Source organism: Bradyrhizobium sp. DOA9 (assembly GCF_000617845.2).
Taxonomy (GTDB): Bacteria; Pseudomonadota; Alphaproteobacteria; order Rhizobiales; family Xanthobacteraceae; genus Bradyrhizobium.
Genome location: NZ_DF820425.1, coordinates 6,926,879 through 6,946,287 on the forward strand (window position 1 = coordinate 6,926,879; position 19,409 = coordinate 6,946,287).

The window sequence follows — 19,409 nt, forward strand, 5'->3', positions numbered from 1 at the left end:
AGCGAGCCGCCGATCACCGCGAGGGGCAACCTGCACCCTTGCTCTCTCCGCTTCCCTCGACGATGACGCAGGAATGGCCGGGGTCCCCGTCGGGATAGGGCACGCCCTTCATGATCAGGAACGTGACCGCGTGCGCTCCGGTCAGCCGCGCCGGAAACCTGATTTTCTGGCGCACGACGAATTCACCCGCGCGGTTCTGGCTGATCCGGCCCTTGGCCAGCAGCTGAACCAACCCGGCCTGCGAGGGCAGCACATCGTAGGGCGTCACCGCGGCGCTGGCGATCACGGCATTCGGGTCGATCTCGGTTACGCCTCCCGGAAAGAAGCGGTCCATCTCCTCCTTGGCCCGGCTCGGCCCAGACTGGATGAGAATGTTGGCGAGATTTCCGATGATGTTGAGGGTGCCCTCGTCCTTGCGGATGACGAGCTTCTGACGCTGCTCCACGGCGGACTCGATCGTCCCCGACGGGATGCTAAAGCTCGCGATCGAATATCTGGTGGCGATCACGTCCGGCGGCTTGCCTGCTGAATTGGTGATGAAAGCCGCGGTCTGCAGCGATGCACTGGACGGAGCTTCGCTGAAATAGCCGAAGCAGTTCGATCGCGACAGAAGCGTGATGCGATCGTGCGGGATACCCGTGGCGCCCACCAGAGAGGGCTGTCGCGGATCGCCCGCGTTCGGACCGGTGAGCGAACTCGTCATCACCAGCCGCTCGACCCGCTCGACGGCGCCGCTGAACTGCCAGATCGTCGGGGCGTAGCTTGCGATCACGACGTAGAGCGGCTCGCTGCCGGGCTCGACCACGATACGGCCGGCCCGCACTTCGTTGTCCTGCGAACCGATGGTGACGCTCGACAATGCATCCGTCTCGTACGCACCCAGGAGCACGACCTTGCTCGCATCGGAGGCCTTCGGTATGGCGCAGGCGGCTCGTTCGGCGTCGATCGCCTCCTGCTTCTTGCGGGCGATTTCGGCTTCATCGCGAAGCTTTTTCTGCCGCACTGCTGAGTTCTCCGCGTCTACGGCCTTGCGACGGAAATCCGTCAACTCCTGCTGGGATATCTTACCGTCGGCATCGGCATCGATGGTACGAAACAATACTTCGCCGGCCGCTTGATAGTTCGCTAGCGGCAGTTCGCCGGATGTCGCAGCATCGAGTGTCAGAGCATCTCGCACGCGTTGCGGATAGCCGTGGCTGGAGGGACGCGCGGAAGTCTGAGCCGGCTTGTAAGCTTCCATCAGGCTGACCTTGCCGTCCTTGTCGGCATCGAACGCCATGATCGTCTTGACGATCCGCGCGAGTTCCTCTTCCAGCCGGCCGATCGGCGGCCTGTTTTCCGCCGGCTGCGCGAACAGGGATCTCTGCTCGTATCGCGCCACTTGCCTGACCTCGTCTTCGGTCACTGCGGCATCGCCGTCGAGATCGTAGCGCATGACGAGCATCAAGGGAGAGACCCTGGCCTGCGGCCCCTCCATCAGCGCGTGGAGCGCCGCATCGCGCTCGGTCAGCTTGCCATCGCGGTCGGCATCGAGCTGGAAGAACTCGTCGCGCAGCTGCGTCATATATCTGTTCAGGTCACCTCCCGCATACATGCGCCCCAGCAGGAGCCGCTCTCCCTGGGACGACGGCTGCTGCGCACGCGCCAGGCCGACATGCGCCAATGCCGCCGCAAGCAAGCAGACCGGCGCAATCCTGGAACTAATCTTCGCCTGAAACATCCTGCACGTCTCCGCAATGACACCGAGGAGATACGATGTAGGTGCATTCACGACAAGACACTACCTGCTGTTGATCCGGGCACGGTAAATTCTTGCTTGATGGTACCCTTGCGTTTCCATCATGCCGCGTTCACGAAGTCTCCTCTTGCGGACCAGGTGGAACCGACGCAGACAGAGACCCCGCAGAGGTGAAGCCTGCGCACGCGCCTCGAACACATGAATTGGGGAGATCGATGCTCAAGTTCTATTTCAACGGATCACCGAACCCGACCAAGGTCGCGCTCTATCTCGAAGAATCCGGGCTGCCTTTCGAGCCGGTCAAGATCGACACCCGCAAAGGCGAGCAGTTCACGCCGGAATTCCTCAAGATCAATCCGAACGGCAAGGTGCCGGCGATCGACGATGGCGGCACCATCGTGTTCGATTCGAACGCCATCCTGCTCTATCTCGCCGAGAAGACCGGCAAATTCCTCCCCTCCAACCGCGCCGAATTGCTGTCGTGGCTGATGTTCGTCGCGAGCGGCGTCGGGCCCTTTTCGGGTCAGGCCGTGCACTTCAAGCATTTTGCGCCGAAGGACCAGAATCACGACTACGCCCATAACCGCTACCAGTACGAGACCGACCGGCACTACAAGATTCTCGACGCTCGCCTGAAGGACCGCCGCTACATGGTCGGCGACAGCTATTCGATCGTCGACATGGCGCTGTGGGGCTGGGCGCGGATGGTGCCGTTCAAGCTCGGCGACGACGCCTTTGCGCGATATCCGAACGTGAAGCGGCTGGTCGACGAGATCTCGGCGCGTCCGGCGGCGGCGCGCGCCATCGCGCTGAAGGACAAGTTCACGTTCAAGGCCGAGATGGACGACGAAGCCAGGGCCAACATGTTCAAGCACATGACGACCAAGGTGGCCTGATCGCGCCGCCGTTCTTCGAGGCCACGCGCATGCGCGTGGCCTCTTGCTTTTCGCGACTTCAGGCGGCGTGGACCGAGCTCAGGAACTTGGCGACTTCCTGCTTCAACCGGTTGCTGTCGGCCGAGAGCGAGCGCGCCGCCGACAATACCTGCGAGGAGGCCGAGCCGGTCTCGGAGGCGCCGCGCTGCACGTCGCCGATGTTGGACGAGACGAGCTGCGTACCCTGGGCCGCCTGCTGGACGTTGCGGGAGATCTCCTGCGTCGCAGCGCCCTGCTGCTCCACGGCCGCGGCGACCGTCGACGAGATCTCCGACAACCGCTCGATGGTGCCGCTGATCTCCCGGATCGAGCCGACCGACTCCTCGGTCGCGGCCTGGATGCCGGAAACCTGCTGGGCGATCTCGCCGGTGGCCCTGGCCGTCTGCTCGGCGAGCGCCTTGACCTCGGTCGCGACCACCGCAAAGCCGCGGCCGGCTTCGCCCGCACGCGCCGCCTCGATCGTGGCGTTCAGCGCCAAGAGGTTGGTCTGGCCGGCAATGGTGCTGATCAGCTCGACCACGTCGCCGATCCGCGCGGCGGCCTTGGAGAGGGCGCCGACGCGCTCGTTGGTCCGGCTCGCCTGACCGACGGCCTCGGTGGCGATGCGGGCCGATTCCTGCACCTGGCGGGCGATCTCGGAGACCGAGGAGGAGAGCTCCTCGGTCGCAGAGGCGACCGCCTGCACATTGGCCGAAGCCTCCTGCGAGGCGCTGGCGACCTCCGTCGAGAGGTCCTGGGCCCGCGCGGCCGTCGTGGTCAAGGTGCCTGCGGAGGCTTCGAGCTCGCCCGATGCCGAAGACACCGTATTGACGATCTCGCCCACGGCCTGCTCGAACTGATCGGCGAGCCTGGCCATGTCTTTCCTGCGGTTCTCGGCCTGCCGCGCCTCGAGCTCGGCCTGCTCGGCACGCATGCTCTCGGTCTCGATCATGTTGTCCTTGAAGACCTGGATCGCCTTGGCCATGTCGCCGATCTCGTCGGCCCTGCCGCGGCCGGGAATCTCGACCTCGAGATTGCCGCCGGCAAGCCGCCCCATCGCCTGCGTCATCGCGGTCAGCGGACCGACGATGCTGCGGGCGATCAGGAACGCGACGATGCCGCCGAACAGGATGGCGAGGCCGCCCGCGACCTCCTGAACGGTCGTCGTTCCCGCAAGCACGGCTTCGGCATTCTTCCGCGAGTCCTGGTAGTCCTTCTTCAAGGTCGTTTCCGCGGTCTTGAGCTTCCCGATGCTGTCGACGATGAGGGGCGCGAGGCTGTGGTAGATCTCGTCTGCCTTGAGCATCGCTGCGGAGGTCGTCTCGAACGCCGTCTTGTAGGTTTCGAGCGAGGTCTTCACCGGCGCCAGCGTGGCGCGCAACACCGCCGCCTGCGGGCTCTTTTCGAGTGCCCCGAGCCGTTGTAATGCCCTGTCGACGCCCGTCCTGAAGGTCGCAGGACCCTGCGCATCGCGAAGGGCCAGAAAACGCCAGTTTGCGATCCGCACGAGCAGGATTCGCGATTCGAGATCGGCGACGAGGGACGCCGTATCTTCATCGACGGCGGCGCGCGCCACATCGACGAGCTTGTTCGTCTTGGTGGCCAGGTCCTCGCCACTCGGCAGCAGCGTCGCCTTGCCCGTTCTCGTCTCGTCGACGGCGTCGCCGAGATTGTCACGCAGGCGTCGCATTTTGGCGATGTCGTCGATCAGGCCGTTGTAGAGCGCACGCCGCTCCTCCGAGAGCGTCCCCTGCGCGCCGACCCGCAGCAGCCCGGTCGCCGCGGTCTCGCGCTCCTGCGCCTCCTTCATGGCGGACTCGCTCGCGTCATAGACGTAGCGCAGATTGGCCCGCTGAATCGCCTGCAGATGGGCCGATATTTCCAGCACCCGCGCCGTGCTGTCCGAGAGGGCTGATTGTCTTGCGACCTGATCCTGCACGTCCCGCAAATTCCAGACGGCAACCACCGCCATCACGAGACCGACCGCCACCAGGGCCATGAAGCCTGCGTACAGGCGTCCCCTGATCCGCAAACGAAATTTCGGCATTCCCACTGTCCACCCAGATGCATGTGAATTCGAGGGGCCGAACGACTCCGGCGATCGTCACGGCCACTCCGACAGCCGCACGCCGCGCCCTGGCGGCCTACGCTGCACCGCGACACAATGGGGGACACTTATTAATTGAACCTTCAAATTCCTCGCGCGCCCGATCTCGGCCGGGCCAAATCTGCTGATTTTGGCGGCAGCTATGCAAAGCCGCATGCGAATGCGCTCGGCCATGCAGGCCGATGCATGCTGCTCGTCAGGCATGCCTATCGGGCGCCGGCCTGCTGCAATTTGCCGAGTGCATTCTCGACCACTTCCAGCGTGTAGGGCTTCTGGACCACCGGCGCGGCGGCCAATGGCTCGGGGATCGGCGCGCGCTCGCCATAGCCGGTGGCGAAGATGAAGGGCACTCCGATCTCAGTCAGCTTCTGCGCCACCTTGATGCTGCTCTCGCTGCCGAGGTTGAGATCGAGCAGGGCGAAGCTCGGCCGCGAACGCTCGATCGAGCGCAGCGCCTGGTCGACGGTTGCGGCGGTGTCGACGTGGCGGGCGCCGAGGTCGAGCAGGATGACCTCCGCCGCCATCGCGATGATCAGGTTGTCCTCCACGATCAGGGCCGTGTCGGAAATCCTCGGACGGGCAGATTGCTGCTCCTCGATACGCATGGCGGCTCCCGCAATGGATGGGACGAACTGGACGAAGTTGGGCGGAATGACGAACGTCGCCTGGACGCCGAGGAGGTCGAAACGGATCTCGGCATCGCCCTTGAGATCGAACGGCACCGACCGCTCGATGATGGTGGTGCCGAAGCCGCGCCGCGACGGCGGCTGCACGGGCGGACCGCCGCTCTCCTTCCACTCGATGACGAGGCTGGACGACGGGTCGAGCCGCCAGACCACCTCGACACTCCCGGTGGAATCGGCAAGCGCGCCGTACTTGGCGGAATTGGTCATCATCTCATGGACGACGAGCGCCAGCGTCGCGAACGCCTTCGGGTCGAGCGCGACGTCCGGCCCGCCCATCTTCACCCGGTCCGCGCGCGCACCGAGATAGGCGCCGGCCTCGGACTCGACCAGGGTGCGGAGCGCGACGGGTGCCCAGTTCAGGTTCGTGATCTGGTCGTGGGCGCGCGCGAGGGCCTGGATGCGGCCGCCGAGCACGCTGGCGAACTCCTCGATACCGGTCGCGGTGTCCTTGCTCTGCGCCACCAGGGCGCGCACGAGGCTCAGGATGTTGCGAACGCGATGATTGAGCTCGGCGATCATCAATTCCTGCCGCTCCTGCGCTCCCCGGCGCTCGCGCGCGGCGAGATCGGACAGCTGCAGGATCACCTCGAGCAGCGTGACGCGCAGGCTCTCGGCGATGCGGATATCGGCCGCCGACCACGGCTTCGACTGCCCTGCCACCGTTTCCTGCCAGAGCTCGAAGCTCTTGCGCGGGGTGAGGCGCGGCCCGTTCGGACCTTCGTCGTAGACCTTGTTGGGGTCGCCGGCCCAATTCACCGAGCGCGTGACCTCGCGGCGGAAGAAGATCAGACAATCGCGCGGAGTGCGCGAAATCGGGATGGCGAGAAAGCCCGCCGCGCGGTCACGGAAGGCCTGGCCGGCGGCGTAGACCTTGGCGATCTCGGCGCTGGCGAAAATCCGGCCCGGCGAGGTCCTGTTGATGAAGGCGACGAGATCCTTCACCTCGTCTTCGGTCGGGGTCTCACCCTCGAGCGCGATGGTGTTATCGGACCAGACTGCGACGCCGTCGCACTCGATCATCTTGCGGTAGTCGCCCAGGAAATCGACGATCGCCCGCCGGCTGTGGTCATGCGAGGCCGCGATCTCGATCAACCGCTCCTGGACCTGATGTGCGCGGGCCTCATAGGCGACATCGCCCTCGCGCTCGCGGCCTTCCACGATCCACGAGAACATCTGACCGAACAGCTCGGAGGCCGTGCGTTTGTCGAACGAAATGTAACGCGGCGAATAATGGTGACAAGCAAACAGACCCCACAGCTTGCCGTCACGCAGGATCGACACCGACATGGAGGCGGCAACGCCCATGTTGCGCAGGTATTCGATGTGGATCGGCGACACCGAGCGCAGCACGCTCATTGACAGGTCGAGCAGTCCCGCATTGTGCGTGGCCGTGGACATCAGCGCGGCAGGCCGCGCTTCGACGTCGGCGATGATGCGCAGCCAGTTGCGCTGATAGAGCGCGCGCGCTTGCCTTGGGATGTCGGACGCAGGGTATCGCAGGCCGAAAAAGGATTCGAGCCCGGATTCCGCGGTCTCGGCGATCACCTCGCCGGATCCGTCCGGGTGAAACTGATAAACCATGACGCGGTCGAAGCCGGTCAGCACCTTGAGCTGACGCGCCGCCTCGCGCGCCAGATCGGCCATTCCGCGTGTCTTGCGGATCCGTTCGAGCATCAAGCGCACGAGCTCGCCGGAATTGACACCGGGCTCGTGGACGCTCGGCTCCGCCTCGATGATCAGATAGACGCCGGAGAGATGAATCGAAAGATCGAAGGGTGGCTTGCCCGGCTGCAGCGCGACGCCGAACAGGCGTTCGGTCGCATCCGGACCGCCGAGATGATCGACCCGGCTGCGGATCGTTTCAACCGCCGCCTCGGAGATCACGCCCGACAGCGGCCGCTGCAGCAGGTCGGCAACATCGGCTCCAAGGAAGCTCTCGACGTTGTCCGATGCCATGCAGATCGTGAAATCCGAGAGCACGGCCAGCAGGAAGCCAAATGGCTGCACGCTGCCGGGAATGTGGATCGGCTCGCGATCGCAATTGGTGAGATTGACGGCCTGGTTCATGCCCGGTCCGCCGCCTGCTCGAATGCGGCGAAGGCAATGCGGGCCGCCGCGATCGCCTCGTCTTCGTCCCAGCGCTCGTCGTTAGCAAGCTTCGCCAGGAAACTCTGCCATAGCCGCCTGCCGGTGCCGTGACTGAGATAGGCGACAGCTTCGCGAAGGCGCGGATCGGCGGAATCCGCGACCATCTTCAGCAGGAACTTTGCCCCCAGACGGGAGCCTTCGAGCACGTACATCGTGCCCACAACGCCGCTGCGCGTCAGCGGGGGCACGGACACCAGCCGCGGCACCGCGCAGCCCAGGCACTCGAGATCAGCCAGAATTGCCGCGCTTCGCGACCGCTCCGGCCAGTCCGGGAAAGCCCTGCTGACGCCGGCTTCGACGAGTGCCGTCTCGAGCGGCAGCAAGGCGCCGGCACTCGCTTGCAGAAAGCGCCGATAGCCGGAGAGCTCGGTCAGCACGAATGCCGAGAGCTGCGCGTCGAGGTCGCGATGCGCGGCCGACGTCGCGTCCCTTAGTCGTTCGCGGAGTCCGGAGAAGCTGCGGCCTACCTGCGTTGAAACGTCCGAAGCCCCAGCCAGCATGAAATTCCCGAGAACGCAGGTTGCGGCGGGCGCGGCGCGCCCGGCAACCGAGGGAACGCCGGGGGTGGGCAAAGGTTCCGCCGGCCTTGGCACTGCGAGAGGCGAGACATCGGGGGTCCACTCCGTTCACTTCCGCCAAACCGGCTTTCTGAGCTCGTGTTCGATCTCGCTCCGGGACATCCCGAAATCCTGAAGCTCGCGTTCGGTCATGGCCGCGAGCTGGCAGTGGACCCTAGACCGCTCGCGCCGGGCCTGCATGAGTTCCAGCAGCGTCCGACAGGCCCGCACAAACATCGCGGGCCGTGACGAACAGGAGCGGCCGGTGGACGCGACCTCGTTCAAGCCGGTCAGCTCGCTGCCCTCGCGGGAGCTCGCGGAAACGGGCCGAGCGCCTTCTCGGTCAGGACCGAGTCGCAATATTCCCTGATCTCCTTGATCTTGCCGTCGGCGAGTCGAAACACCAGGCAGTAATCGTTGTCGTAACGCACCCCCTCGGGCGTGACGTTGTCGCCCTTGGCTTCGACCACCACGATGTCGCCGTCGGCGATGAAGCGGTGCGCGATCGTGCGCGTGCGGTCGCGCAGGCGGGTGCGGACATAGCCGTGCAGGTCGTTCAGGATCGACTGCTTGCCCGAAAAGGTGCGAGACCAGGAATACTGGCCGGTGACGACCCATTTGGCATCTTCGGCAAGGCTTGCGGTGAACAGGGCGCGGTCGCGCGCGGCCGGATCGGGGTCGGCGGCTGCGGCAAAGATATCCTGCAGCAGTTTCTTGTTGGCGCTCGTACTCATGGCGGCATCTCCTCGTGTTGACAACGCGGAGATGATCGCCGGGCCGGCAGCATTCTTCAAATCGATAGGGAATATGATATCTATTCACCTCATGAATTTGAATTCGCTCGACCTCAACCTGTTGACCGCGCTCGACGCATTGCTGCGCGAGGCCAATGTCAGCCGCGCGGCGATGAGGATCGGCCTGTCACAGCCGGCGACGAGCCACGCCTTGCAGCGCCTGCGCGACATCCTCAGTGACCCGCTCCTGGTGCGCACGGGCGCACGGATGGAGCTGACGCCGCGCGCCCAGGCTCTGCGCGCACCATTGGCGCAGGCGCTCGACCAGGTGCGCGGGCTGTTCGTGCCTGACGACTTCGATGCCGCGCGCAGCGAGCGGCAATTCCGCGTGATGATGCCGGATCTCGCGGTCGAGCTGTTGATGCCGCCCTTGATGGCGAAAGTCACGCGGCTCGCCCCCAACGTCCGCATCGACGTGGTGCCGTGGCGGGGACCTGCGATCTTCCACGCCGAGTTCGCCCGCACCATCGACCTCGTGATCTCGATCGGCAATGCCTTCAAGGGCTTTCATCGCCAGCTGCTCTACACCGACAGCGACGCGCTGGCGGTGCGGCGCGGCCATCCTGTCGGAGCCAAGCTGAAGCGGCGCGAGGCGTTCCTGGCCGCCCGCCATGTCGGCGTGATCATCCGCGGCCAGCCGGAGGATCTCATCGACACCTGGCTGCACGGCAAAGGCATCGAGCGACATGTCTCGCTGGTCGTGCCGGGTTATCTCGAAGCCTTGCACGTCGCCGCACGCACCGACCTCGTCGCCTTCGTGCCGCGCCGGCTGATCGCCGCACTGTCGAAGCAGCTCGGCCTCGTCGCGGTGACGCCGCCGTTCGATCCCGGGATCGACGAGCAGTTCATGTTTCATCCGACCCGCGCGCAGATGGACCCCGGCTCGATCTGGCTGCGGCGGCTGATGCTGGAGACGGGGCGGGAGCTGGAGAAGCGGAGGGCTGGGTAGCTATCGCAGGGTGGGTTAGACCTGCGGCTGCGCAAAGCGCAGTCCGTTGGGCCTAACCCACCACTTCTGTCTCCGCTGAAACAAAAGAGGTGGGTTACGCCGTGCGGATACGCTTCGCGCATCCGCACGGCTAACCCACCTTACGAGACTTTACGCCTTCTGCGCCGCCATCACCTTGCTCACCGCCGGGCGATCCGACATGCGCTTGAAATGATCGGCGATCTTTGGCGTCGCATTGATGTCGACGCTGTCGCCTTCGAGCCAGGTCGAGAGCGTGTAGAGGTAGGGATCGCAGACCGTGTACTGATCGCCCATCACCCACGGTCCCCCAAACATCTTCTGCTCGATCAGCTTGAAGCAGGCGGCCATGGTCTTCGGCACCATCGCCTTCATGTCGGCGAACGAGCTCTCCTCCGTCGCCCAGCGCGCGCCGCGCATCTTGTGGGCGTGGTTGATGTGCACGGTCGAGCAGAGATAGGAGTTGAACGACTGCACCTGCGCGAAGTCGAAGGGATCGTCGAGCGGCGCCAGCTTGGCCTTGGGGAAGGTCTGCGCGAGATAAGCCAGCATCGCCGGCGTCTCGGTCAGGACGCCTCGGTCGGTCACCAGCGCCGGCACCCGGCCCTTCGGGTTGATGGCGAGATAGTCCGGGCTGTTCTGCTGGTTGTCCTTGAAGCTCAGCCGCTCGGCGGTGTAGTCGGCACCGGCCTCTTCCAGGGTGATGTAGGTGGCGAGCGCGCAGGTGCCGGTGGCGTAATAGAGCTTGAGCATGTCGGACCTCATGGGGAAAACCGGAGGTTAACGGTCCTCCGCCGCGCCGTCCATAGGCGGCCTGTTCGCAGTTGCCCACGCCCGCCCGGCTGTGCGAAGACGCCGTCAATTGGAGGGGGATTTGTCATGACTGTACTCATCGCCGGTGGCGGCATCGGCGGCCTGACGCTTGCGCTCAGCCTGCACCAGATCGGCGTTGCCGTGAAAGTGTTCGAGAGCGTCGCGGAACTGAAGCCGCTCGGTGTCGGCATTAACGTGCTGCCGCATGCGGTGCGCGAGCTGATCGAGCTCGGCCTGCTGGACAAGCTGGACGCCAGCGGCGTGCGGACGCGCGAGCTCGCCTATTTCTCCAAGCATGGCAAGCCGATCTGGAGCGAGCCGCGCGGCCTGGAGGCCGGCTACAAATGGCCGCAATTCTCGATCCATCGCGGCACCCTGCAGCAGATCCTGCTCGACACCGCGGTCGATCGGCTCGGCCGTGACAACATCCTCACCAGCCATCATCTGACCGGCTGGAGCGAGACGGCCGGCGGCGTGCGCGCCGACTTCGTCGACAAGGCGACCGGCAAGGCCGCCGGCACGTACGAGGGCGCGATCCTGATCGCCGCCGACGGCATCCATTCCGCCGCGCGCGAAAAGCTCTATCCCAACGAAGGCCCGCCGATCTGGAACGGCCGCATCCTCTGGCGCGGCGTCACGCCGGCAAAGGCCTTCCTGACCGGCCGCACCATGATCATGGCCGGCCATGAGATCCTGAAATTCGTCTGCTATCCGATCTCGAAAGAACCGGACGCCAACGGCAACCATCAGATCAACTGGGTCGCCGAGCGGCACATGCCGCCGACCTATCAGTGGCGGCGCGAGGACTATAACCGCACCGCGCGCCTGGAGGAGTTCCTGCCCTGGTTCGAAAGCTGGACGTTCGACTGGCTCGACGTGCCTGCCCTGATCAGGAATTGCCCGCACGCTTACGAATATCCGCTGGTCGACCGCGATCCGGTGTCGCAATGGACCTTCGGCCGCGTCACGCTGATGGGCGATGCCGCGCATCCGATGTACCCGATCGGCTCGAACGGCGCCTCGCAGGCGATCCTCGATGCCCGCGTCATCACCCGCGAGATCCTGGCGCACGGCCCGACGCAGGCGGCACTGCTCGCCTACGAGGCCGAGCGGCGGCCCGCGACCACCGACCTCGTCCTGCTCAACCGCAAGAACGGCCCCGAGCAGGTGATGCAGCTGGTCGAGGAGCGCGCGCCTGACGGCTACAAGGTGGTCACCGACGTCTTGTCGCAAAAGGAACTGGAAGACATCGCCGCCAATTACAAGCGCGTTGCGGGATTCCAGGTCGAGGCGCTGAATGCGAAGCCGCCGATCGTGAGCAGGGACGCGCGGGCGAGGCGGTGAGGGTCTGGTCAATCATCTCGCGACGCGCGTCTTCACCTCTCCCCGTAAGAACGGGGCGAGGGAGCGAGAGCGCAGCGCCCGCCTCACTTCACCACCCTCGACGCCTCCAGCAACCGCTCGCTGGCGCTTGCCGTCGCCAGCAACGTGCCGTCCTCCGCCATCAGCTTGGCTTCGACGAAGGCGATGGTCTTGCCGAGCTGCGTCACCCTCGCTTCGGCGATGATCGGTCCGGGCTTTGCCGGGCTGAGGAAATTCACGGTCATGCTGATCGTGGTGGTGTAGAGCCGGCCCTCGCTCATCACCAGCACCGCCGGGCCCATGGTGTCGTCGAGCATGGCCGAGAGCATGCCGCCCTGGATGAAGCCCGCGGGGTTGCAGAACTCCGGCTTGCCGTCGAAGCCGAGCTTGATCCAGCCCTCCTGCGGGCGGGCATCGAGCAGGCGCCAGCCGAGCAGCTCGGCGCAGGGGGGCCGTCGGAAGTTATCGAGCGCGGTCTTGACCATGCGAGATCTCCTTCACTCCCGTGCTAGCGCAAGGCTGCTGACAGCCTGCTGTCAGCAGCCTTGGATCCTAGAGACCCAATCCATGCGCGATGACCTTGCGCATGACGTTGGGCAGCGCTTCACCGGCCAGGGTTGCGATGGGCACCCAGCGCATGCCCTCAGGCGCAGGGGTGCGGGCTGCCGCCGTCGCCGTATAGACCACCAGCTCAAGCGGAAAATGCGTGAAGACGTGGGTGACCACGCCCACCTTGCGCTGCCAGCGCGACAGCCCCTTCAGCTCCGGCGCCTGCTGCTTTGCCCTCGCGTCGTCCTGATCGGCGAGCCAGTCCGAGCCCGGCACCTCCGTCATGCCACCGAGCAGGCCCTTTTCGGGCCTCGAGCGGACGAGCAACTCGTCGCCGCGCGTGACCACGAAGGCGGCGCCGCGCCTGAGCGTGCCGCTCTTCTTCGGTGCCTTGCGCGGGAACGTCTCCTGGGTGCCTTGCGCGCGCGCTGTGCAGTCCGCTGTGAACGGACACAGCGAGCAGGCCGGCTTCTTCGGCGTGCAGATCGAGGCGCCGAGATCCATCAGCGCCTGCGCACTGTCGCCGGCGCGAGACTTCTCGTCGCCGGCGCGAGACTCCGCCAGCAGCGTCGCGGCGAGTTGCTGGATGAGCGGCTTGGCTTGCGGAAGTTCTTGCTCGACTGCAAAGAGCCGCGACACCACGCGTTCGATGTTGCCGTCGACCGGCATGGTGCGGCGGTCGAACGCGATTGCCGCAATCGCCGCCGCCGTGTAGGGCCCGATCCCCGGCAGCGCGCGCAGCCCCTCTTTGGTATCCGGAAACACGCCGCCATGCTCGCGCGTCACCGCGACCGCGCAGGCATGGAGGTTGCGTGCGCGCGAGTAATAGCCGAGCCCGGCCCACATCCGCAGCACGTCCTCCTGCGAGGCGCGCCCCAGCGCCGTGACATCCGGCCAGCGCGCGACGAACTTTTCGAAGTAAGGGCCGACCGCCTTCACCGTGGTCTGCTGGAGCATGATCTCGGAGAGCCAGACGCGGTAGGGATCGGACGCCTCGCCCGGCGCGGCGCGCCAGGGCAGCCGGCGCCGGTGGCGGTCGTACCATTGCAGGAGCGCGAGCGGGCGAGCCGACGCCGTACTCTGTTCCTTCTTGCGCGCGGTCGTGGAGATCATGCACCTTTACTAGAGGAGGATTCTGCCTGTGGCCAGCGCGACCGGACCGTTGCACGCTATAACGCCTTGCGTTATACACAGACATGATCCAGAGCTTCGCCAACGCCGAGACAGAGTTGATCTGGTCCGGTCGGCGAAGTCGAAAACTGCCGCCTGACATTCAAAATGTGGCTTTGCGAAAGCTGCGCCTGCTGAACCAGGCGCGAGCGTTGGCCGACCTCAAGGTTCCTCCGGGCAACCGGCTGGAAGCCCTGAAAGCCGACCGCGAAGGTCAGCATTCGATCCGAATCAATGATCAGTGGCGCATCTGTTTTGTGTGGGATGACGGGGGACCGAGAGATGTCGAAATCGTCGACTACCACTAGAAGCGGGCTCCTTCGCAATCCCCATCCCGGCGAAATCCTGCTGGAGGAGTTCTTGAAGCCGATGGAGCTCAGCCAGAACGCGCTGGCGCGGGCGGTTCACGTGCCGCCGCGGCGGATCAACGAGATCGTCCTCGGCAAGCGCGACATCACCGCCGACACTGACCTGCGGCTCGCCCGCTATTTCGGTCTGTCGGAGGGGTTTTTCCTGGGCCTGCAGATGGACTATGATCTGATGCAACGGCGGCGCGAGATCGATCGCGATCTCAAGGCCATCCGGCCTCGCGCCGCGGCATAACGGACGGCTCATGTCCAAATCCGGCCCCATCTTCAAGCTCGGCCCCGTCAGCGCCAAGCCGCTGGGCATCCTGCTCGACGACGTCTTTGCCGAGGCCTATGCCAAGCAGGGCTTTGCGGCGCGCGAGCTGGTGACACGCTGGGCGCAGATCGCCGGGCCGGAGATCGCGGCCCATGCCGAGCCGCTCAAGATGCAATGGCCGCGGCCGGTGGAAGGGCAGCCGCAGGAGCCGGCAACCCTGGTGCTGCGGGTCGAGGGGCCGATGGCGCTGGAAATCCAGCACTCGGCCGACGTGATCCTGGAACGGGTCAACCGCTTTTTCGGCTGGAGCGCGGTCGGCAAGCTGGCCTTCCGCCAGGCCCCCCTGTCGCGGCCGAGGGACCCGAAGCGGCCCGGCCCGCCGGACCCCAAGGCCGTCGCCAAGGTAGCGGAGAACCTGACCGACATCGAAGATGAAGACCTGAAGACGGCGCTGGCGCGCCTCGGAGCCGCCATCAAGCGAAATTGAGCCTCATTTCGCGCTCAATCTGGACCTGTCCGCAGCGCCCGCCATTGCCTCAAAGGACGTTTCAAGCTAGCGACAGGCCGTCCGAGGGGGAACCTTGACCCGTCCTTTGGGCGAACCTTGCCAATCCCGGGAGCCGACCTTGATCATCACCCGCCGCGCCTTCACCACGATGCTGTCGCTGACCGGGCTTGCCGCGTTCGCCGGGCTCTCGCCGCTGCGGTTCATCTCGGAGGCGATGGCGCAGGCGGCCGCCGACGTGGCCAAGCCGGTGTCGCTGCCCGACATGGCGCTCGGCCCGAAGGACGCCGCCGTGACCATCACCGAATACGCCTCGATGACCTGCCCGCACTGCGCCGCCTTCAACGAGCAGGTGTTCCCGAAGATCAAGACAGAATACATCGACACCGGCAAGGTGCGTTACGTCTTCCGCGAGTTCCCGCTGGACATCAAGGCCGCCGCCGGCTCGATGCTGTCGCGCTGCATCGCCAAGGACGACGCGCCGAAATATTTCGCGGTCACCGACATGCTGTTTCGCCAGCAGAACGACTGGGTGATGAAGAACACCACCGAGACCCTGACCCGGATCGGCAAGCAGGCCGGCCTCACGCAGAGCCAGGTCGAGGCGTGCCTGAAGGACCAGGCGCTGCTCGACAAGATCGCCGCCGACCAGAAATACGCCAGCGACGTGCTCAAGGTGGATTCGACGCCGACCTTCTTCATCAACGGCGAGAAGATCAAGGGCGAGGCCTCGTTCGAGGAGTTCGCCAAGAAGATCAATCCGCTTCTGAAGAGCTGATTCGCTCGTCAAGATCCTGATTCGCATCTCGAAAGCCGTAGCTTTCCCGGCATAAATCCCTTGGGAAAAGCGGCTTTCGCCGGTTGCCCTCGCGGCGCACCGCGGCCATTGTCCAGCCGCATGAGGCGCCTCGCGCGACTCGCCCGGATAGCGGCATTGCCTTCCATGGTAGTGTCCCGGCAGGGGGATTCGCGCCTGCCAACAGAGATGCGTGCTTATGAAAATCACCCGCCTGCGACTTCACGGCTTCAAGTCCTTCGTTGAGCCCACGGACTTCGTCATCGAGCCCGGCCTGACCGGCGTGGTCGGACCGAACGGTTGCGGCAAGTCGAATCTCGTCGAAGCGCTGCGCTGGGCGATGGGTGAGACCTCCTACAAGTCGCTGCGCGCCGCCGACATGGACGCGGTGATCTTCGCCGGCTCCGGCAACCGTCCGGCGCGCAACCATGCCGAAGTGACGATGACGATCGACAATGCCGATCGCACCGCGCCGGCGGCGATGAACGACAGCCAGTTGCTCGAAATCTCCCGCCGCATCGAGCGCGAGGCCGGCTCGGTCTACCGCATCAACGGCCGCGACGTGCGCGCCCGCGACGTGCAGATCCTGTTCGCCGACGCCGCCACCGGCGCGCGCTCGCCCGCCCTCGTCCACCAAGGCAAGATCGGCGAGATCATCCAGGCCAAACCCGAGCAGCGCCGCCGCGTGCTGGAGGACGCCGCCGGCGTCGCCGGCCTGCATGCCCGCCGCCACGAGGCCGAGCTGCGGCTGAAGGCGGCCGAAACCAACCTCACCCGGGTCGAGGACGTGATCGGCCAGCTCGCAGGCCAGATGGAAGGGTTGAAGAAGCAGGCCCGCCAGGCCGTGCGCTACCGCGAGGTCGCGGCCAAGGTCCGCAAGGCCGAAGCCACGCTGTTCCATCTGCGCTGGATCGGCGCCCATGCCGATGTCAATGAATCCGGCCAGGCCCACGACCTCGCCGTGCGCGAGATGGCCGAGCGCACCCAGCACCAGGCCGAAGCCGCCCGCATCCAGGCGATCCGCGCCGCGGAGATGCCGGCGCTGCGCGATGCCGAAGCGCGCGCTGCGGCCGGCCTGCAGCGCCTGACCAATGCCCGCGAGCAGCTCGACCGTGAGGAAGAGCGCGCCAAGGAGCGCGTCGCCGAGCTCGAGCGCCGCCTCGCCCAGTTCGAGGGCGACATCTCCCGCGCCCAGCAGCAGACCATGGACGCCGACGTCGCGCTGCAGCGGCTCGATGCCGAAGATGCCGAGCTGAAGGAAGAGATCAAGTCGCGCGTCGAGAAGCGCTCCGGCGTCGACGAGCGCGTCGCCGAGGCCGAGGCGGTGCTGACCGAGACCGAGCAGCGCTTCGCCGAGCTCACCACCGCGCTCGCCGACCTCACCGCCAAGCGCAACCAGCTCGAGGCCAACGTCCGCACCCATCGCGACAAGCTCGCCCGTCTCGACCAGGAGATCGCGAACGTCACGGCGGAAGAACAGAAGCTCACCGAGGCCACCGGCGGCTTCGGCGATCTCGACGAGCTGACCGCGCTGGTCGAGACCGCGGAAGAGACGCTGGCCGCGTCCGAAGCCGCGGCGCAGGCGAGCGAAGCCGCTCACGTCGCCGCCCGCCAGACGCTGGAATCCTCGCGCTCGCCGCTGGTCGAGGCCGACAAGCGCGTGCAGCGGCTCGAGACCGAGGCGCGCACGATCTCCAAGATCGTCAACGGCGAGACCAAGAACCTTTGGCCGCCGATCATCGACGGCATCACCGTCGACAAGGGTTTTGAAAAGGCGATCGGCGCCGCGCTCGGCGACGATCTCGACGCGCCGATCGATCCGTCGGCGCCGATGCGCTGGACCAATGTCGGACAAACCGAGGGCGATCCGGAGCTGCCCGAAGGCGCCGTTCCGCTCGCCAATCACGTGCAGGCGCCGGCCGAGCTGGCCCGCCGCCTGGCGCAGATCGGCGTGGTGCCGCGCGAGCGCGGCGCCGAGCTGGTGTCGCAGCTCAAGACCGGCCAGCGGCTGGTCTCGCCCGAGGGCGACGTCTGGCGCTGGGACGGCTTTGTCGCCGCGGCGCATGCGCCGACCGGCGCCGCGCGGCGCCTGGCCGAGCGCGCCCGTCTCGTCGACATCGAGAACGAGCTGGAGCAGGCCCGCATCGACGCGCAGATCAAGCGCCAGGCGCTGGAGAACGCCGAATCCGAGCTGCAGATGGCGGCGAGCACCGAAGGCGCCAGCCGCGAAGCCTGGCGTGCGGCCCAGCGCGAGCTGAACGTCGCGCGCGAGCGCCACGCCAATGCCGAGCGCGAGATCAGCCGCCACGCCGCGCGCAAGGCGACGCTGTCGGAAGCGCACAGCCGCCTCGCCGCCGACCGCGCCGAAGCCGAGGCCGCCTACGAATACGCCCAGGCCGGCATCGGCGAGCTGCCGTCGAGCGAGGACACCGAGACCCAGCTCGCCGCCGTCCGCAGCGACATCGAAGGCCGCCGCCGCATGGCCGCCCAGGTCCGCGCCGAGGCGCAGGCGCTGGCACGCGAGGCCGAGCTCGCCGACCGCCGCGTGCAGGCGATCCTCGCCGAACGCACCGAGTGGCAGAACCGCAAGGAGAGCGCGGCCTCCCACATCGACACCATCCAGGCCCGTATCGCCGAGCTCACGATCGAGCGCAGCGAGCTCGAAAACGCACCGGCCGTGTTCGCCGAGAAGCGCAGCGCGCTGATCACCGAGATCGAATATGCCGAGAACGACCGCCGCATGGCCGCCGACGCCCTCGCCACCGCGGAGACCGCGATGGCCGAGACCGACCGCGTCGCCAAGCTGACGCTCGAGGCGCTGTCCAGCGCCCGCGAGGCCACCGCCCGCGCCGAGGAGCGCATGGAAGGCGCGCGCCGCCGTCTGGAAGACATCGAGCGCGAGATCCGGGACATGCTGGAAGTCGAGCCGCAGGCCGTCGCCGGCCTTGCCGAGATCGAGCCCGGCGCGGAGCTGCCGCCGCTGCACGAGATCGAGGAAGACCTCGAGAAGATGCGCCGCGACCGCGAGCGCCTCGGCGCCGTCAATCTGCGCGCCGAGGAAGAGCTGCGCGAGGTCGAGACCCAGCACACCGGCCTCGTCACCGAGCGCGACGACCTGGTCGAAGCCATCAAGCGGCTGCGCCAGGGCATCCAGAGCCTCAACAAGGAAGCCCGCGAGCGGCTCCTGACCTCGTTCGAGGTCGTCAACAACCACTTCAAGCGCCTGTTCGTCGAGCTGTTCGGCGGCGGCGAGGCCGCGCTGCACCTGATCGAGAGCGACGACCCGCTGGAAGCCGGCCTCGAGATCATCGCCAAGCCGCCGGGCAAGAAGCCGCAAACGCTGTCGCTGCTCTCGGGCGGCGAGCAGGCGCTGACCGCGATGGCGCTGATCTTCGCGGTGTTCTTGACCAACCCCTCGCCGATCTGCGTGCTGGACGAAGTCGACGCACCGCTCGACGACCACAACGTCGAACGCTACTGCAACCTGCTGCACGAGATGACCGGCTCGACCGACACGCGCTTCATCATCATCACGCACAACCCGATCACGATGGCGCGGATGAACCGCCTGTTCGGCGTCACCATGGCCGAGCGCGGCGTCTCGCAGCTGGTGTCGGTGAGCCTGCAAGAGGCGGTGGACATCCTCGACCAGAACGTGGCGTGATCTTCCGTCATTCCG

The 19,409-nt window shown here is 66.2% G+C and carries 17 protein-coding genes; 8 read left to right on the plus strand and 9 right to left on the minus strand.

The window, feature by feature from the left end; translation table 11 throughout:
- Positions 1 to 13: 13 nt before the first annotated feature.
- Positions 14 to 1,720, minus strand: a complete 1,707-nt coding sequence (locus BDOA9_RS32525) for an EF-hand domain-containing protein (protein WP_082847898.1) — start codon at positions 1,718 to 1,720, stop codon at positions 14 to 16.
- A gap of 233 nt (positions 1,721 to 1,953) precedes the next feature.
- Between BDOA9_RS32525 and BDOA9_RS32530 the strand changes: the two genes are divergently transcribed.
- The gene (locus tag BDOA9_RS32530; RefSeq protein ID WP_025038134.1) at positions 1,954 to 2,634 is read left to right on the plus strand and encodes a glutathione S-transferase family protein; all 681 of its coding nucleotides are present in this window, start codon (positions 1,954 to 1,956) and stop codon (positions 2,632 to 2,634) included.
- 58 nt (positions 2,635 to 2,692) lie between these two features.
- On the opposite strand, the gene BDOA9_RS32535 is transcribed toward BDOA9_RS32530, so the two are convergent.
- The 5 genes from BDOA9_RS32535 to BDOA9_RS32555 all read right to left on the minus strand — a co-directional run bounded on the left by BDOA9_RS32535 (position 2,693) and on the right by BDOA9_RS32555 (position 8,884).
- Positions 2,693 to 4,699 carry a methyl-accepting chemotaxis protein gene (locus BDOA9_RS32535; RefSeq protein ID WP_025038135.1) on the minus strand — a complete coding sequence of 669 codons (2,007 nt, stop codon included), beginning with the start codon at positions 4,697 to 4,699 and terminating at the stop codon, positions 2,693 to 2,695.
- 266 nt (positions 4,700 to 4,965) lie between these two features.
- Positions 4,966 to 7,512, minus strand: coding sequence for an HWE histidine kinase domain-containing protein (locus tag BDOA9_RS32545; RefSeq protein WP_025038136.1), 2,547 nt, complete (start codon positions 7,510 to 7,512; stop codon positions 4,966 to 4,968).
- Positions 7,509 to 8,093: a biliverdin-producing heme oxygenase gene (locus tag BDOA9_RS32550; protein WP_025038137.1), complete on the minus strand. Its 585-nt coding sequence runs from the start codon at positions 8,091 to 8,093 to the stop codon at positions 7,509 to 7,511. Before BDOA9_RS32550 ends, BDOA9_RS32545 begins: the two co-directional genes overlap by 4 nt.
- A gap of 126 nt (positions 8,094 to 8,219) precedes the next feature.
- Positions 8,220 to 8,387: a DUF1127 domain-containing protein gene (locus tag BDOA9_RS39935; protein WP_082847899.1), complete on the minus strand. Its 168-nt coding sequence runs from the start codon at positions 8,385 to 8,387 to the stop codon at positions 8,220 to 8,222.
- A gap of 53 nt (positions 8,388 to 8,440) precedes the next feature.
- The gene (locus BDOA9_RS32555; protein ID WP_025038138.1) at positions 8,441 to 8,884 is read right to left on the minus strand and encodes a nuclear transport factor 2 family protein; all 444 of its coding nucleotides are present in this window, start codon (positions 8,882 to 8,884) and stop codon (positions 8,441 to 8,443) included.
- Positions 8,885 to 8,975: 91 nt separating this feature from the next.
- On the opposite strand from BDOA9_RS32555, the gene BDOA9_RS32560 reads away from it, so the two are divergent.
- The gene (locus tag BDOA9_RS32560; protein WP_025038139.1) at positions 8,976 to 9,893 is read left to right on the plus strand and encodes a LysR family transcriptional regulator; all 918 of its coding nucleotides are present in this window, start codon (positions 8,976 to 8,978) and stop codon (positions 9,891 to 9,893) included.
- 150 nt (positions 9,894 to 10,043) lie between these two features.
- Here the strand turns inward: BDOA9_RS32560 and BDOA9_RS32565 are convergent, their stop codons facing one another.
- Positions 10,044 to 10,664 (minus strand): glutathione S-transferase family protein, encoded by a 621-nt coding sequence (locus tag BDOA9_RS32565; RefSeq protein WP_025038140.1) that lies wholly within the window; start codon positions 10,662 to 10,664, stop codon positions 10,044 to 10,046.
- A 126-nt stretch (positions 10,665 to 10,790) separates the two neighbouring features.
- Here BDOA9_RS32565 and BDOA9_RS32570 point away from each other — a divergent pair, with 126 nt between their 5' ends.
- A complete protein-coding gene (locus BDOA9_RS32570; RefSeq protein WP_025038141.1) occupies positions 10,791 to 12,068 on the plus strand; it encodes a flavin-dependent oxidoreductase in 1,278 nt (425 codons plus the stop codon).
- An 83-nt stretch (positions 12,069 to 12,151) separates the two neighbouring features.
- On the opposite strand, the gene BDOA9_RS32575 is transcribed toward BDOA9_RS32570, so the two are convergent.
- Positions 12,152 to 12,571 carry a PaaI family thioesterase gene (locus tag BDOA9_RS32575; RefSeq protein ID WP_025038142.1) on the minus strand — a complete coding sequence of 140 codons (420 nt, stop codon included), beginning with the start codon at positions 12,569 to 12,571 and terminating at the stop codon, positions 12,152 to 12,154.
- Between the two features lie 67 nt (positions 12,572 to 12,638).
- Positions 12,639 to 13,748: an A/G-specific adenine glycosylase gene (gene mutY, locus BDOA9_RS32580; RefSeq protein WP_025038143.1), complete on the minus strand. Its 1,110-nt coding sequence runs from the start codon at positions 13,746 to 13,748 to the stop codon at positions 12,639 to 12,641.
- 83 nt (positions 13,749 to 13,831) lie between these two features.
- On the opposite strand from mutY, the gene BDOA9_RS32585 reads away from it, so the two are divergent.
- From BDOA9_RS32585 to smc, 5 genes are all read left to right on the plus strand, one after another.
- Positions 13,832 to 14,113 (plus strand): type II toxin-antitoxin system RelE/ParE family toxin, encoded by a 282-nt coding sequence (locus tag BDOA9_RS32585; protein ID WP_025038144.1) that lies wholly within the window; start codon positions 13,832 to 13,834, stop codon positions 14,111 to 14,113.
- Entirely contained in the window at positions 14,088 to 14,408 is a 321-nt protein-coding gene (locus tag BDOA9_RS32590; protein ID WP_025038145.1) for a HigA family addiction module antitoxin, read from the plus strand. Before BDOA9_RS32585 ends, BDOA9_RS32590 begins: the two co-directional genes overlap by 26 nt.
- A 10-nt stretch (positions 14,409 to 14,418) precedes the next feature.
- The gene (locus BDOA9_RS32595) at positions 14,419 to 14,916 is read left to right on the plus strand and encodes a DUF721 domain-containing protein (RefSeq protein WP_025038146.1); all 498 of its coding nucleotides are present in this window, start codon (positions 14,419 to 14,421) and stop codon (positions 14,914 to 14,916) included.
- Between the two features lie 139 nt (positions 14,917 to 15,055).
- Positions 15,056 to 15,712: a DsbA family protein gene (locus tag BDOA9_RS32600; protein WP_025038147.1), complete on the plus strand. Its 657-nt coding sequence runs from the start codon at positions 15,056 to 15,058 to the stop codon at positions 15,710 to 15,712.
- A gap of 217 nt (positions 15,713 to 15,929) precedes the next feature.
- Complete coding sequence (smc, locus tag BDOA9_RS32605; RefSeq protein ID WP_025038148.1) at positions 15,930 to 19,394, plus strand: chromosome segregation protein SMC; 3,465 nt, start codon at positions 15,930 to 15,932, stop codon at positions 19,392 to 19,394.
- Positions 19,395 to 19,409 lie beyond the last annotated feature (15 nt).

What these genes read in the sequence shown, in the direction of transcription:
- BDOA9_RS32525 (WP_082847898.1), bottom strand. Translation starts at nt 1,720, where the DNA reads ATGTTTCAGGCGAAGATTAGTTCCAGGATTGCGCCGGTCTGCTTGCTT.
- BDOA9_RS32530 (WP_025038134.1), top strand. Translation starts at nt 1,954, where the DNA reads ATGCTCAAGTTCTATTTCAACGGATCACCGAACCCGACCAAGGTCGCG.
- BDOA9_RS32535 (WP_025038135.1), bottom strand. Translation starts at nt 4,699, where the DNA reads ATGCCGAAATTTCGTTTGCGGATCAGGGGACGCCTGTACGCAGGCTTC.
- BDOA9_RS32545 (WP_025038136.1), bottom strand. Translation starts at nt 7,512, where the DNA reads ATGAACCAGGCCGTCAATCTCACCAATTGCGATCGCGAGCCGATCCAC.
- BDOA9_RS32550 (WP_025038137.1), bottom strand. Translation starts at nt 8,093, where the DNA reads ATGCTGGCTGGGGCTTCGGACGTTTCAACGCAGGTAGGCCGCAGCTTC.
- BDOA9_RS39935 (WP_082847899.1), bottom strand. Translation starts at nt 8,387, where the DNA reads ATGTTTGTGCGGGCCTGTCGGACGCTGCTGGAACTCATGCAGGCCCGG.
- BDOA9_RS32555 (WP_025038138.1), bottom strand. Translation starts at nt 8,884, where the DNA reads ATGAGTACGAGCGCCAACAAGAAACTGCTGCAGGATATCTTTGCCGCA.
- BDOA9_RS32560 (WP_025038139.1), top strand. Translation starts at nt 8,976, where the DNA reads ATGAATTTGAATTCGCTCGACCTCAACCTGTTGACCGCGCTCGACGCA.
- BDOA9_RS32565 (WP_025038140.1), bottom strand. Translation starts at nt 10,664, where the DNA reads ATGCTCAAGCTCTATTACGCCACCGGCACCTGCGCGCTCGCCACCTAC.
- BDOA9_RS32570 (WP_025038141.1), top strand. Translation starts at nt 10,791, where the DNA reads ATGACTGTACTCATCGCCGGTGGCGGCATCGGCGGCCTGACGCTTGCG.
- BDOA9_RS32575 (WP_025038142.1), bottom strand. Translation starts at nt 12,571, where the DNA reads ATGGTCAAGACCGCGCTCGATAACTTCCGACGGCCCCCCTGCGCCGAG.
- mutY (WP_025038143.1), bottom strand. Translation starts at nt 13,748, where the DNA reads ATGATCTCCACGACCGCGCGCAAGAAGGAACAGAGTACGGCGTCGGCT.
- BDOA9_RS32585 (WP_025038144.1), top strand. Translation starts at nt 13,832, where the DNA reads ATGATCCAGAGCTTCGCCAACGCCGAGACAGAGTTGATCTGGTCCGGT.
- BDOA9_RS32590 (WP_025038145.1), top strand. Translation starts at nt 14,088, where the DNA reads ATGTCGAAATCGTCGACTACCACTAGAAGCGGGCTCCTTCGCAATCCC.
- BDOA9_RS32595 (WP_025038146.1), top strand. Translation starts at nt 14,419, where the DNA reads ATGTCCAAATCCGGCCCCATCTTCAAGCTCGGCCCCGTCAGCGCCAAG.
- smc (WP_025038148.1), top strand. Translation starts at nt 15,930, where the DNA reads ATGAAAATCACCCGCCTGCGACTTCACGGCTTCAAGTCCTTCGTTGAG.